At 68.6% G+C, this 14186-nt stretch carries 7 protein-coding genes; 6 read left to right on the top strand and 1 reads right to left on the bottom strand.

Annotation, left to right across the window (positions count from 1 at the left end; translation table 11 throughout):
• Positions 1–92: 92 nt before the first annotated feature.
• From galE to CSW62_RS23755, 4 genes are all read left to right on the top strand, one after another.
• Positions 93–1070 carry a UDP-glucose 4-epimerase GalE gene (gene galE, locus CSW62_RS23770; protein WP_099581938.1) on the top strand — a complete coding sequence of 326 codons (978 nt, stop codon included), beginning with the start codon at positions 93–95 and terminating at the stop codon, positions 1068–1070.
• Between the two features lie 136 nt (positions 1071–1206).
• Positions 1207–3639, top strand: coding sequence for an EAL domain-containing protein (locus CSW62_RS23765; protein WP_099581937.1), 2433 nt, complete (start codon positions 1207–1209; stop codon positions 3637–3639).
• Positions 3640–3748: 109 nt separating this feature from the next.
• Entirely contained in the window at positions 3749–4387 is a 639-nt protein-coding gene (locus CSW62_RS23760; protein ID WP_099581936.1) for a DUF4118 domain-containing protein, read from the top strand.
• Positions 4384–6141 carry an ATP-binding protein gene (locus CSW62_RS23755; protein WP_233206807.1) on the top strand — a complete coding sequence of 586 codons (1758 nt, stop codon included), beginning with the start codon at positions 4384–4386 and terminating at the stop codon, positions 6139–6141. The genes CSW62_RS23760 and CSW62_RS23755 overlap by 4 nt, the downstream gene beginning before the upstream one ends.
• 7 nt (positions 6142–6148) lie before the next feature.
• On the opposite strand, the gene CSW62_RS23750 is transcribed toward CSW62_RS23755, so the two are convergent.
• A complete protein-coding gene (locus tag CSW62_RS23750) occupies positions 6149–7693 on the bottom strand; it encodes a helicase HerA-like C-terminal domain-containing protein (RefSeq protein WP_099581934.1) in 1545 nt (514 codons plus the stop codon).
• Between the two features lie 102 nt (positions 7694–7795).
• On the opposite strand from CSW62_RS23750, the gene CSW62_RS23745 reads away from it, so the two are divergent.
• Positions 7796–8947, top strand: a complete 1152-nt coding sequence (locus CSW62_RS23745) for an AI-2E family transporter (protein WP_099581933.1) — start codon at positions 7796–7798, stop codon at positions 8945–8947.
• Between the two features lie 287 nt (positions 8948–9234).
• The gene (locus CSW62_RS23740; protein ID WP_233206768.1) at positions 9235–14061 is read left to right on the top strand and encodes an NAD-glutamate dehydrogenase; all 4827 of its coding nucleotides are present in this window, start codon (positions 9235–9237) and stop codon (positions 14059–14061) included.
• Positions 14062–14186: the final 125 nt, after the last annotated feature.

Raw genomic sequence — 14186 nt, 5'->3', positions numbered from 1 at the left:
CCAGCGGCATGACTTGCCGACGACCCGGTGGGGCGGCGGCTTCCAACCGGCAAGTAAACTCGCTAGCGAGAGCCATCGCGTGGAGTATTTCAATGCAGACCGTTTTGGTGGCTGGCGGCGCCGGCTATGTCGGGTCGCACTGTTGCCTCGCGCTCGCCGAGGCTGGCTTCCGGCCGGTGGTGTTCGACGATCTGTCGAACGGTCACCGCGAGCACGTCCAGTGGGGCCCGCTGGAGATCGGCGACATCCGTGACGCCGCGCGGCTGGACGCGGTCTTCGCCCAGCACAAGCCGGTCGCGGTCCTGCACTTCGCCGCCCGGATCGAGGTCGGCGAGTCGGTCAAGAACCCCGGCGCCTTCTTCGACAACAATGTCGGCGGGACGATCACCCTGGTCGAGGCCGCACGGCGGGCCGGGGTCGAGGTCCTGGTGTTCTCCTCGACCTGCGCCACCTTCGGCGACCCGGTGACTTTGCCGATGCCGGAGGATCACCCGCAGGCCCCGCTCAATCCGTACGGCCGCAGCAAGCTGATGGTCGAGCAGGCCCTGGCCGACTACGACCGCTATGTCGGCTTCCGCAGCGCGGTGATGCGGTATTTCAACGCCGCCGGCGCCGATCCCGAAGGCCGCATAGGCGAGTGGCACGAGCCGGAGACCCACGCCATTCCGCTGGCGATCCAGGTCGCCCTGGGACAGCGCTCGCACTTCACGATCTTCGGCGACGACTACGACACGCGCGACGGCACGGCGGTGCGCGACTACGTCCACGTCCTGGACCTGGCCGACGCCCACGTCGCGGCGCTGAAGCGTCTTCTGGCTGGCGGATCATCGGAGTCCTACAATCTGGGCACGGGCGCGGGCACCACGGTGCGCGAGCTGGTCGACGGCGTCGGGCGGGCCACGGGCCGGCCGCTGCCGGTCGAGATGGCCGCCCGCCGCCCGGGGGACGCACCGATCCTGGTGGGCGACAACGCCAAGGCCCGCGCCGAGTTGGGCTGGCGGCCCTCGCGCGACCTCGACGCCATTCTCGCCAGCGCCTGGGCTTGGCATCAGGCTCAGCTCCGCGGCTGAACGACGGTCGTTGAACGGGCAAATATCACCCGCGCCAAGGCGTCGGCCGGACCGTACGTCGCGGCAAACTGTCGTGAAACGCTTTATTTGCAACTCTCGCTGTAGCTCTGGAGGGATGTAACCCCCGGGGGCGTGCGTGCTCAAGTTTCTGACCTGCCTGACGACGCAACATGACCTGCGCCTGGTGCTTGTCGCCGGCCTCGTCTGCATCGCCGGCTGCTTCACCACGTTCCGCCTCTATTCGCGGATGCGCGGCGCTCGAGGCGTCGTCCGCGCCGCCTGGCTGCTGCTGACCGGTCTGGTCGCCGGCTCCAGCGTCTGGGCCACCCACTTCATCGCCATGGTCGCCTTCACGCCGGGCCTGAAGACTGGCTACAGCCCGACCGGCACCCTGCTGTCGCTAATGATCGCCGTGCTGTTCATGGCCAGCGGTTTCGCCGTGGCGTCGGCCCAGCGCTCGACCACCAATGACTTCGCCGGCGGCGTCCTGATCGGCCTCGGGGTCGCGGCCATGCACTATACGGGCATGTCGGCCTTCGTGACCCAGGGCCACCTGGTCTGGGAACACGCCACCGTCGGCCTATCGGCCATCCTGGGCGTCTGCGGCGCGACCGCCGCCCTGGTGCTGGCCGGTCAAGCCCGCACCGTCAGGAACCAGACCATCGGCGGCGGCCTGCTGTGCCTGGGCATCGTCGCCCTGCACTTCACCGGCATGTCGGCGATCACCATCGTTCCCGACGCCGGGGTCCAGGTGCCCGACCAACTCCTGTCGGGCGGCATACTGACCCTGGCCGTCGGCTCGATCACGGCCATGATCATCCTGGGCGGCCTCGGCGCCGTCGCCATCGAATCCCAGACCTCGCGTTCGGCCCTCGAGCGCATCCGCCGCCTGGCCAACGCCGCCTACGAAGGCCTGGTCGTGGTCCAGTCGGGCAAGATCAATGACGCCAACGCCGCCTTCTGCGAGCTGGTCGGCGCCGAGCTCTCTGAACTGGTCGGTCGCCCGCTGGTCGGCTCGATCCTCACCTTCGACGAAGCGGGTCCGACCCGCGAGGGCGTGCGCCGCGAAGGCAAGATCCAACCCGTCGCCGGCGGTCGCGAGATTCCGGTCGAGGTCTTCTCGCGCCTGATGGACGACGGCGCCCGCATCGAGACCTCGGGCCTGACGGTCCTGGCCGTGCGCGATCTGCGCGAGCGCCGCGCCGCCGAGGAGAAGATCCGCTACCTCGCCGAGCACGACGGTCTGACCGGCCTGCCGAACCGCAATTCGCTGCAAGCCCGCCTGGGTGCGGCCCTGGACCGCGTCGAGGCCTCGGGCGAGAGCCTGTCGGTGATCTGCATCGACCTGGATCACTTCAAGGAAGCCAACGACCAGCACGGTCACCTGGCCGGCGACGCCATCCTGGTCGAGACCGCCCGCCGCCTGCAGTCGGCGGTCCAGGCCCCGTCCTTCGCCGCCCGTCTGGGCGGCGACGAATTCATCATCGTCCAGGTGGCCGGCGGCGACCAGCCGACCGCGGCCGCCGAACTGGCGGGCCGCCTGATCGAGCTCCTGTCGGCGCCGATGGTCCACGACGGCCAGGAACTGGCTCTGGGCTCCAGCCTCGGCGTCAGCCTCTATCCCGACGACGGCCGCACGACCGAATCGCTGATGGCCAACGCCGACATGGCCCTCTACCGCGCGAAGGAAAGCGGCCGAGGGATCTATCGTTTCTTCAAGCGCGAGATGGACGACACCATCCGCGAGCGCCGCAACCTGGCCCGCGATCTGCGCCAGGGCATCGCCGACGGGGAACTGGTGGTCCACTACCAGCCCCTGGCGCGCGCCACCGATGGCGAGGTCTGCGGCTTCGAGGCCTTGGTCCGCTGGCGCCACCCGACGCGCGGCATGATCCCGCCGCTGGAGTTCATCCCGGTTGCCGAAGAGAACGGCCTGATCGGCGCCCTGGGCGACTGGGTCCTGCGCCGCGCCTGCGCCGACGCCGCCTCGTGGGAGAAGCCGCTGCGCATCGCCGTCAATCTCTCGCCGATCCAGTTGCACAACCCGGCCCTGCCGAGCCTGGTGCACGAGGTGCTGATCACCACCGGCCTGTCGCCCTCGCGTCTGGAGCTGGAGATCACGGAGAGCGCCCTGTTCAAGGACTACCAGCGCGCGCTGGACAATCTGCGCCGCCTGAAGGCCCTGGGCGTGCGGATCGCCATGGACGACTTCGGCACGGGCTTCTCGTCGCTGTCGACCCTGCAGTCGTTCCCGTTCGACAAGATCAAGATCGACAAGAGCTTCGTCGAGAACATCCATCGCCACGACCGCGCCACCGTCATCGTGCGCGCCGTCCTGGGCCTGGGCCGCAGCCTGGAGATCCCGGTCGTGGCCGAGGGCGTGGAGACCGAGGAGCAGATCATCTTCCTGCGCGGCGAGAACTGCACCGAGCTGCAAGGCTACGCCATCGGTCGCCCGGCCCCGATCGACACGCTGTCGGCCTGGACCGTGACGGGCGCGGCGCATGCGCGGCTGGAAGGCCCTGTCGATCTCGGACAGGCGCCGGACGAGGCCAAGCGCTCGGCCTGATCGGGTCAAGCGGGGTCGACCGCTTTGCGCGGGGCCGCGGAACCGCCTAAGCCTTGACGTGTTATGACGGCGCCAAGCGGGGCCGTAGAGCCGACATCGAGGCGAGCACGTGCTGGGACGGACCGCCATCAAGTTCGTGACCGCGGCCGATCGGCGCGAATTGCGCTACGGCTTCGCGCTGCTGGCGGTGGGCGTCGCCGTCGCCGCCCGCTTCGGGGCCGTCTTCGTGTTCGGCGTTCCAGTCTATTTTCCGACCTTCTTCGTCGCGGTCATGGTCGCGGCGATGGTCGGCGGGCTGGGACCGGGGCTTCTGGCCCTGGTGATCAGCGCCCTGACCGCCTGGCGGTTCTGGATGGCGCCCGACGGCGCGTGGATCCTGCATTCCCGCGAAGCGGCGCAGCTGAGCATGTTCCTGCTATGCGGCGGGCTGATCGTCTTGCTGGTCGAGGCTCTGCGGCGGGCCGTGCGGTCCGGCTTGGCGGCCGAAGCGCGCTTCCGTTCGGTGCAGGAGGTGTCGCTGGACGCCTTCGTGATCCTGGAGCCGGTCCGCGAGGCCGGACGGGTGGTCGACTTCCGCTGGACCTACGCCAATCCGATGGCCGAGACCATGCGACCGAGGGGGCCTCGACCCTGCTGGGCCGGCGGGTCCTGGACGTGTTTCCCGACGAGACCGGCCGCGACATGGTCGATTGCCTTAGGCGCTTGCTGGGGGCCGGGGGGCCCGACGATATCGACGTGCGGCGGATGATCGACGGCGAGGAGCGCTGGATCCGCTCCAGTGGTGTGCGCCTGGGCGAGGATCTGGCCGTGACCTTCCGCGACGTGACCCAGGAGCGCCGCGCGGCGGCGGCCCTGCGCAGCAGCGAGGAGCTGTTCCGTAGCGTGGCCAATACGGCGCCGGTTCTGATCTGGGCCACGGCGGAGGATGGTCAGGCCGACTGGTTCAACCAGGCCTGGCTCCACTTTCGCGGATGCGCCCTCGAGGCCGAACTGGGCGCCGGCTGGCGCGAGGGCCTGCATCCGGAGGATCGCCAAGCCGGCTTCGAGATCGCCGACGCGGCGGCCAGCCGGCGCGAGCCCTTCAATGTCGCCTTCCGCCTGCGCCGCGCCGACGGGGCCTGGCGCTGGATCAGCAGCGTCGGTGCGCCGCGCTTCGACGAGGCCGGGGCCTATCGCGGCTATATTGGCAGCTGCTTCGACTTCACCGAGACGGTCGAGGCGCGGAAGGATCTGGAGGACCGGGTCGCCGAGCGCACGGCCGCTCTGCAGGCCAGCATGGCCGAGACCGCTCACGCCCAGACCGCCTTGGCGCAAGCCCAGCGGCTGGAGACGGTCGGCAGGCTGATCGGCGGGGTGGCGCACGACTTCAACAACCTGCTGACCGTGATCGTCGGAGGTCTGGACATGATCCTGCGCCGGCCTGACGACACGCCGCGCGTCACCCGCCTGGCCGAAGCGGCCCTGGCGGCGGGACAGCGCGGCGAGCGCCTGACCCGTCAGTTGCTGGCCTTCTCGCGGAACCAGGAGCTAAAGCTGGAGGTGGTCGAGATCGGCGCCTTGCTCGACCAGGCTGAACCCCTGCTGCGCCGGGCGGTCGGTGAAGGCGTGGCCCTGGTCTTGCGCCGCGAACCGGCGGCTTCCGGCGCGCGGGTTGACGCGGCCCAGTTCGAGGCTGCGCTGCTGAACCTCGTGGTCAACGCCGCCGACGCCACCGCCTTCGGCGGCGAGATCACCATCGCCGTCGCACCCGTGACGCTGGCGCCGGGCGAGGTCGCCGATACCGCGCCCGGCGATTATGTCCGCGTGGCGGTCAGCGACACGGGCGCGGGCATGCCGGCCGAGGTTCTGGCGCGGGTGTTCGAGCCGTTCTTCACGACCAAGGAGGTCGGCAAGGGCACGGGCCTGGGCCTGGCCCAGGTCTACGGCTTCCTGCGTCAGTGCGGCGGCGGGGTGACCATCGACAGCGTCGAGGGACGCGGCACGACCGTCGCCCTTTATCTGCCGGCCACCGACGAGGCCGCGACGCCGGCCCTGACCGTCGACCCGTCAACGATCCGCGATCGGCTCAAAGGCGTGCGGGTGTTGCTGGTCGAGGACGATGCGGCCGTGCGCGAGATCGCCGGCGGCCTTCTGCGCGACCTGGGTTGCGAGGTCGCCACCGCCGAAGACGGGGCCTCGGCCTTGAAGACGCTTGAGGAGGACGTGACCTTTGACCTGCTGATGTCGGACGTGATCATGCCTGGCGGCGTCAGCGGCGTGGACCTCGCGCGGTCGGCTTCGGCCAAGCGGCCGGACATGGCTGTGCTGCTGACCACCGGCTATGCGGGCGACCGCATGGACACCGCGCCCGTCGACCTGCCCTGGCCGATGCTGCGCAAGCCGTTCCAGATCGACCAGCTGGCCGAGATCGCCTCGGCCCTGCTGGCCGCCCGCGAGCCGCGGCCGCCTGAGAAGGGGCCGAAGAAGGCGCCAGCGCCCCGCAAGCGCCGGACTGGAGCTTAAACAGGCTCTAGCGGCGACGGCGACTCGTAGATCCGCCGAGCAGGCCGCCCAGCAGACCGCGCATCAGTTCGCGACCGGCCGTCGAGGCGACGGTGCGGACCAGGGTGGTGGCGAAGGCCTCTGTCATGGTCTGGCGACTTGAGGCGCGGGGACGGCTTTCGCGGGCGCGCTGGGCTTCCTCGCGTTCACGCACCTTGGCCTCGGCCGCTTCGCGCTTGTCTTCCTCGGCCTGTTCGCGGGCGTCATCGGCGGCCGCCTGGGCCTTCTTGGCGCGGCCCTGCAGAATTTCGTAGGCGGAGTCGCGATCGACCGTGGCGTCATAGACGCCCGCCACCGGGCTCTGGGCCTGCAAGGCGGCGCGCTCGGCCGGCAAGAGCGGCCCCAGGCGCGAGGCTGGCGGGCGGATCAGGGTCTTCTGCACCACATGCGGCGCGCCCTTCTCGTCCAGGGTCGACACCAGGGCCTCGCCGACGCCCAGAGCCTGGATCGTCTCGGCGGTGTCGAAGTTCGGGTTGACCCGGAACGACTGGGCGGCGGCCTTCAGTCCCTTCTGATCGGCGGGGGTATAGGCGCGCAGGGCGTGCTGCACCCGGGCGCCCAGCTGGCCAAGCACCCCGTCGGGAATGTCGGCCGGGTTCTGGGTAACGAAATAGATGCCCACGCCCTTGGAGCGAATCAGGCGTACGACCTGCTCGATCTTCTCCAGCAACGGCTTGGGCGCGTCGTTGAACAGCAGGTGGGCCTCGTCGAAGAAGAACACCAGCTTGGGCTTCTCCGGATCGCCGACCTCGGGCAGCACCTCGAACAACTCCGACAGCAGCCACAGCAGGAAGGTCGAATAGAGCTTGGGCGACTGGATCAGCCGATCGGCGGCCAGCAGGTTCACGTAGCCGCGCCCGGCCGCGTCGGTGCGCATGATGTCGGACAGGTCCAGGGCCGGCTCGCCGAAGAAGTGATCGGCCCCTTGCGTCTGCAGGGTCAGCAGCTTCCTCTGGATGGCTCCGACCGTGGCGGCCGAGACGTTGCCATACTGCGTGCCGATCTCGTCGGCGTGGTCGGCGACATATTTCAGCGCCGCCTGCAGGTCCTTCAGGTCCAGCAGCAGCAGGCCGTCCTGGTCGGCGACGTGGAAGACGATGGTCAGCACGCCTTCCTGCACGTCGTTCAGCTCCAGCAGGCGCGACAGCAGCAGCGGACCCATCTCGGAGATCGTCGTACGGATCGGATGGCCCTTCTGGCCGAACAGGTCCCAGAACACCACCGGCGGCGCGGCCGGCGACAGCACCAGGCCCATCTGGTCGGCGCGGGCCTGCATCTTCTCGTTCGGGGTCCCGGGCATGGCCACGCCCGAGAGGTCGCCCTTCACGTCGGCGGCGAACACAGGCACCCCGGCGTCGGAGAAGGCCTGGGCCAGAATCTGCAAGGTCACGGTCTTGCCGGTGCCCGTCGCGCCGGCGACGACGCCGTGGCGGTTGGAGCGATCGAGTCTCTGCGTCACGGGGCCTTCGCCCAGGCCAACCAGGATCTCGTTTTCGCCAATCGACAGCGGCATGGGCGCAATTCCTCACAAGGTTGGACGCGACCCTAACCGGGGCCTTGCGCGTCGCCAATCGAGACAGGCAATGTCGGGCTCGCCTCTGGAGATATTTTACAAATGACGGCCACTGATCCGCCCCGCGCTCCGCCGCCGGTCACGACGCGCAACGCGGTGGTCTTCCTGGCCGTCATTGCCGGCGGGGCGACGCTGAAGTGGATGCAGGACATCCTGACCCCCCTGGCGCTGGCCGTGTTTCTGGCGGTGATGATCGACAGCTTCGCCCGGGTGCTGACCATGCGCACGCCAGGGTTCCCACGGAAGCTGGCGCTACCAACGGCCGTGGTGCTGTCCCTGGCGTTGTTCGGCGTCTCTGTCTGGATCGTCGTCGTGAACAGCAAGACGTTCTTCGACCACTCCTCGGAATATGTCGCCAGCCTGAACGCGATCATCGCCAAGTTCACGCCGTTGGCCAGCAGGCTGTTTCCCGGCCTGCAGTTGCATGGCGTTCCCACCATTGGCGACCTGGCCAAGCTGTGGAACCTGCAGAGCTATATCGGCGACGTGGCCCAATCGTTCAAAAACTTCGGCACCAGCGCCGTGCTAGTGCTGATCTATCTCGGCTTCATTCTCGCCTCGCGCAAAGGCTTCGGACGAAAGATCGTCGCACTCTTCCCGCACCATGCCGAGCGCGAGTCGAACATGAACATGTTCCAGCGCATCCGCGACGGCGTGGAGCAGTACCTGTGGATTCAAACGGTCACCGGCCTGATGATCGCCGTCGCCGCCTGGGTGGTGATGATGCTGGTCCGGTTGGACAACGCCTTCTTCTGGGCCTTCCTGATCTTCCTGGCCGCCTATCTGCCCATCATCGGCGGCGCCATCGGCTGCTTCCTGCCGCCGCTGTTCGCGCTGGTTCAGTTCCCCGACAGCCTGTGGCCGGCGATCATCCTGTTCGCGGCGCTGCAGGGGATCTTCTTCGTGGTCGGCAATGTCATCTATCCGCGCATGCAGGGCGACAGCCTGAACATGGATCCGACGGTGATCCTGTTGTCGCTGGCGGTGTGGGGCGCGCTCTGGGGCGTGCCGGGCATGTTCCTGTCCACGCCCCTGACCGTGGCGGCCATGGTGATCCTGGCCCAGTTCGAGGGCTCGCGCTGGATCGCGATCCTGCTGTCCGAGGACGGCGACCCGCAGGGCGCGGGCGGCAAGGGCGGCCATGGTCCTGCGCCCGATTCCTCGCCGGCTCGCCGGACTCCGCGAAAGAAATGAGCTCGCCCCTTAAACTCCGGACCTCGGCGCCTATCTATGCCCTGTCCGGCGCCCCCCAACCGGACACCCCGCAGGTCCCGGCTGGCAAGGCCGCCCGGACCGAAGCGGAAACCGCCCGCCCGTCCCCCGGAGCGGGCCCGCGCCGCCGGCTTCCCCCCAGCCGGCGGCGCTTCCGTTTCCGGCCGGATTTGCGATGAACGGCACGAATTCTTTCCAATTCCAGACGTAGCGGTTGAAGTAACGCCCAAACGGGCTAGGTTCCGACCAAAAATTCGCGAGGGAATCCTATGATCGGTGAAAAAAATGACCTCACGTCCACTGGGGCTCCGATCGGTCCGCTGGTAAGCGCTTTCGCCCAGGCCCTGGGCGCGTCGGCCGAGGCCCTGTCGCCCGCCGCACGCGGCTTCATCACCCAGGCGCAGGACGACTGGTCCGCCGAGGAACTGCCTGGCCTGGACGTCGCCGACGTCGCTCGCGCCCTGGCCGATTTCTGGCGCTTTGGCGAGAGCGCCAAGGACGTCTCCGAGCCCGTCATTCGCCTGCGTCGCACCGAAGGCGGCGAGATCCGCTCCGATCTGCTGGAGATCGTCCAGGCCGACCGTCCGTTCCTGGTCGACAGCATCATGGGCGAGGTCACCGAGGCCGGCTTCTCGGTCCGCGCCATGTTCCACCCCGTGGCCGACTGCGGCGGCGTCCGCCGCTCGATGATCCAGATCTGGCTGGCCCCGGTCGGCGAGGACCGCGAAGCAGCCCTGCTGGGAGGCGTCCGCGAAGCGTTGTCCGACGTGCAGATGGCCGTCCAGGACTTCGAGGCCATGCGCGCCCTGATGCGCCGCACGATCAGCGAACTGAAGGGGGCGACCACCTCGGTCTCGGTCGAGGAGAAGGCCGAGGACCTCGACTTCCTCGACTGGCTCGAGAGCGACCATTTCGTGTTCCTGGGCGCCCGCGTCTACGAATATCCGCGCACCGCCGACGGCGGCTACGCCGCCGAGGAGCCACTCTATCAGCCCGAAGGCAGCCTGGGCGTGCTGCGTGACCAGGCCCGCACCGTGCTGCGTCGCGGCAGCGAGCCCGCCATCCTGTCGGCCCAGATTCGCAGCCACATCGACATCGGCGACCCGATCGTGGTGGCCAAGTCGAACCTGCGCTCGCGCGTCCATCGCCGCGGCTACATGGACTATGTCGGCGTGCGTCGTTACGGCGCCGACGGCAAGGCCTCGGGCGAGGTCCGCTTCGTGGGCCTGTTCACCGCCGAGGCCTATGAGACCCCGGCGCACGAGGTGCCGCTGGTCCGCCGCAAGGTCGCCCATGTCCTGGGCAGCGCGGGCAAGGACCCGGACAGCCACAACGGCAAGCGTCTGCGCAACATTCTCGAGACCTGGCCGCGCGACGAACTGTTCCAGACCGAAGAGGCGCAGCTGCTGGCCACGGCCATGGGGGTGCTGCACCTCTATGACCGACCGCGCGTCAAGCTTTTCGCCCGTCGCGACCCGTTCGACCGCTTCATCTCGGTGCTGATGTTCGTGCCGCGTGACCGCTACGACTCCGGCGTCCGCGCCCGAGCCGGCGAGATCCTGGCCAAGGCGTTCCGGGGCCGGGTGTCGGCCTACTATCCGAGCTTTTCCGACGCCCCGCTGGCCCGCGTTCACTACATCCTCGGCGTGACGCCCGGCGACCACGCCGAGCCGGACATGGCCGCCGTCGAGGCCGCCATCGCCGAGACCGCCCGCACCTGGGAAGACCGCTTCGAAGCCGCCGTCCGTGAAGGTTCGACCGGCCGCGTCGCGCATCTGCTGGCCCGCTATGCTGGCGCCTTCCCGCCGGGCTATCGCGACCAGTACGACGCCGACGAGGCGCTGGCCGACATCCAGGTCATCGACGACCTGGCGCAGGACGAGGCCGTCCGCGTGCGGGCCTTCCGCCGCGCTGACGACAGCGCGGTTACGTTCCGCTTCAAGCTCTATCGCCCGGGCGCCGCCGCGCCGCTGGCCGACGTGCTGCCGATCCTGGAGCACATGGGGCTGAAGGCCCTGATCGAGGACGGCTTCAAGGTCTCGCCGGACGGCAAGCCGGTCTGGGTCCACGAATTCGTCCTGCAGGACGAGGCTGGCGAGCACCTGGTGTTCGGCGACATCAAACAGGCTTTCGAGGCCGCCTTCGTCGCCATCTGGACGGGCCGCGCCGAGAGCGACGGCTTCAACCGCCTGGTGCTGGAACTGGGCATCGGCTGGCGAGAGGCCGCCCTGATCCGCGCCCTGGCCCGCTATCGGCAACAGTCCGGCCTCGACCCCAGCCAGGGCGTCCAGGAGCAGGCCCTGGCTGATCATCCGGGCGTCGCCCGCCTGATCCTGGACCTCTTCCAGACCAAGTTCGATCCAGCCGTCCGCGCGGATCTCAAGACCCGCCAGGAGCAGGCCAAGGCCGTCGAGGGCAAGATCACCGAGGCCTTGCAGGCCGTCGAGAGCCTCGACTCTGACCGCGTGCTGCGCCGCCTGGCCGCCCTAGTCGGCGCGATCCAGCGGACCAACTTCTACCAGCCGGCCGCCGATGGCGGCCCCAAGCCATACATCAGCTTCAAGATCGCCTCGCGCGAGCTGGAAGACCTGCCCGCCCCCAAGCCCTATCGCGAGATCTATGTCTCGGCCCCGCATGTCGAAGGCGTGCACCTGCGCTTCGGCCCGGTCGCCCGTGGCGGTTTGCGCTGGTCGGATCGCCGCGATGACTTCCGCACCGAAGTGCTGGGTCTGGTGAAGGCCCAGCAGGTCAAGAACGCCGTCATCGTGCCGGTCGGTTCGAAGGGCGGCTTCTATCCCAAGCAACTGCCGCGCGGCGGCGACCGTGACGCGATCCAGGCCGAGGCGATCCGCGCCTATAAGACCTTCCTGTCCGGCCTCCTGGACCTGACCGACAATATCGACGCGGACAATCAGGTCGTGCCGCCGGTCTCGGTGGTCGTGCATGACGGTCAGGATCCGTATCTGGTCGTCGCTGCCGACAAGGGCACGGCGACGTTCTCCGACATCGCCAATGGCGTGGCAGAGAGCTACGGCTTCTGGCTGGGCGACGCCTTCGCATCCGGTGGCTCGGTCGGCTACGACCATAAGGTCATGGGCATCACCGCCCGCGGCGCCTGGGAAGCGGTCAAGCGCCACTTCCGCGAGTTGGGCAAGGACATCCAGACCCAGCCCTTCACCGTGGTCGGCGTCGGGGATATGTCGGGCGACGTGTTCGGCAACGGCATGCTGCTGTCCAAGCAGACCAAGCTGCTGGCCGCCTTCGATCACCGCCACATCTTCCTCGATCCGAACCCGGATCCGGCTTCGTCGTGGGAAGAGCGCGACCGGATGTTCAAGCTGCCGCGCTCGTCGTGGGACGACTACGACAAGTCGAAGATCTCGGCGGGCGGCGGCGTCTTCGCTCGCACCCTAAAGAGCATCCCGCTGTCGAAGGAAGTGCGCGAGCTGTTCGAGATCAAGGCCGAGGCCGTCTCGCCAGCCGAGCTGATGACCGCGATCCTGAAATCGAAGGCAGAGCTGCTCTATCTGGGCGGCATCGGCACCTATGTGAAGGCCCGGGGCGAGAGCAACGCCGACGCTGGCGACAAGGCCAATGACGCCATCCGCATCAACGGCGCGGACCTGCGGGTCAAGGTCGTGGGCGAAGGCGCCAACCTCGGCCTGACGCAAGCGGGCCGCATCGAGTTCGCGCAAGCTGGTGGTCACATCAACACCGACGCCATCGACAACTCGGCCGGCGTCGACAGCTCCGACCACGAGGTCAATATCAAGATCCTGACCGGGATCCTGGAGCGCGGCGGCGAGCTGACCCGCGAAAGCCGCAACACGCTGCTGGCCTCGATGACCGACGATGTCGGCCACCACGTGCTGGAGCACAATTACGATCAGACGCTGGCCCTGACCCTGCTTGAAACCGACGCGGTCAGCGAGGTCGACGCCCAGATCCGCTACATGGTCGATCTGGAGCAGCGCGGCCGCCTGGACCGCAAGGTCGAGGGCCTGCCGACCAATACGGCGCTGCTGGAGCGCAAGGCCGCCAACAAGGGCCTGACCCGGCCCGAGCTGGCGGTGCTGCTGGCCTACGGCAAGCTGGACCTGTTCGACGACATCGTCGCCAGCCAGGCGCCGGACGATCCGTGGTTCGAGGCGACCCTGCGCGGCTACTTCCCCAAGGCGCTGGATCGGTATGCCGACGCCATGCAGAAGCACCGTCTGAAGCGCGAGATCATCGCCACGGTGGTCGGCAATGAGATGGTCAATATGTGCGGCCCGACCTTCGTCAGCCGGCTGAAGGCCGCCGCCGTGGCCGACGTCGGCGCAGTGGTGGTGGGCTTCACGGCCGCCCGCGAGATCCTCGGCGTCGACGGTCTGTGGGACCAGGTCAGCGCTCTGGACAACAAGGCGTCGGCCGAGGGCCAGACGGCGCTCTACAAGGCCCTGGCCTACGCCCTGCGCAGCCTCAGCTTCTGGCTGGCCCGCCGGGCGGTGCGCGACAAGGCGACCGTCCAGCAACTGGTCGACGCCTATGGTCCGTCGGTGCAGGCCTTGACCGGCATGGCGCCCGCGATCTTGTCGCCTTACGAGCAGAAGGCCGTCGCCAAACGCGTGAAGGCCTATGTCGGCGACGGCGCGCCCGAAGCCCTGGCCCAGGCCGTCGCGGCCCTGCAGCCGCTGACGACGGCCGCCGATCTGGTCGACCTGGCCAATGCGTCGAGCTGGAGCGTCGAGAACGTCGCCCGCCTGTACCACCAGGTCGGCGCGGCCTTCGGCTTCGATCGCCTGCGCGGCGCAGCTGGGGCTTTCGTCGGCGGCGATGCGTTCGAGCGCCTCGCCGTCCGTCGCCTGATCGAGGACATGTTGGTCGAGCAGACCTCGATCACCCAATCGGTGCTGAAGTTCGCGGCCAACGCCCAGGCGGGCGAGGATGAGGCTGCCGCCAAGTCGGCCATCGCATCCTGGGCCGCGCTGCGTGGCGATCGCCCCAAGGCGGTCAAGCGCACGATCGAGGATATCGAACAGGCCGGCGGCGGCTGGACCTTCGCCAAGCTGACCATCGCCAACGCCGCCCTACGCGAACTCTCGACGGCCGCTTAAGCAAGAGAGCAAAGCGCGCGATTCAGGAATCGCACGCTTTGCTCTCGCTTTTTGGTTTCGCATCGCTTTCGCGGAAAACCGGCGTCCACTTTTCCGCGCGATGCTCTGGCCCCTCGCCCATCCCT

The organism is Caulobacter sp. FWC2, assembly GCF_002742625.1.
Lineage (GTDB): Bacteria > Pseudomonadota > Alphaproteobacteria > Caulobacterales > Caulobacteraceae > Caulobacter.
The sequence above is the reverse complement of the archived record's forward strand: the minus strand, read 5'-3'. Positions and strand labels throughout refer to the sequence as shown.

Coding starts and splice junctions, on each gene's coding strand:
- galE (WP_099581938.1), top strand. CDS start 93: ATGCAGACCGTTTTGGTGGCTGGCGGCGCCGGCTATGTCGGGTCGCAC.
- CSW62_RS23755 (WP_233206807.1), top strand. CDS start 4,384: ATGATCGACGGCGAGGAGCGCTGGATCCGCTCCAGTGGTGTGCGCCTG.
- CSW62_RS23750 (WP_099581934.1), bottom strand. CDS start 7,693: ATGCCGCTGTCGATTGGCGAAAACGAGATCCTGGTTGGCCTGGGCGAA.
- CSW62_RS23745 (WP_099581933.1), top strand. CDS start 7,796: ATGACGGCCACTGATCCGCCCCGCGCTCCGCCGCCGGTCACGACGCGC.
- CSW62_RS23740 (WP_233206768.1), top strand. CDS start 9,235: ATGATCGGTGAAAAAAATGACCTCACGTCCACTGGGGCTCCGATCGGT.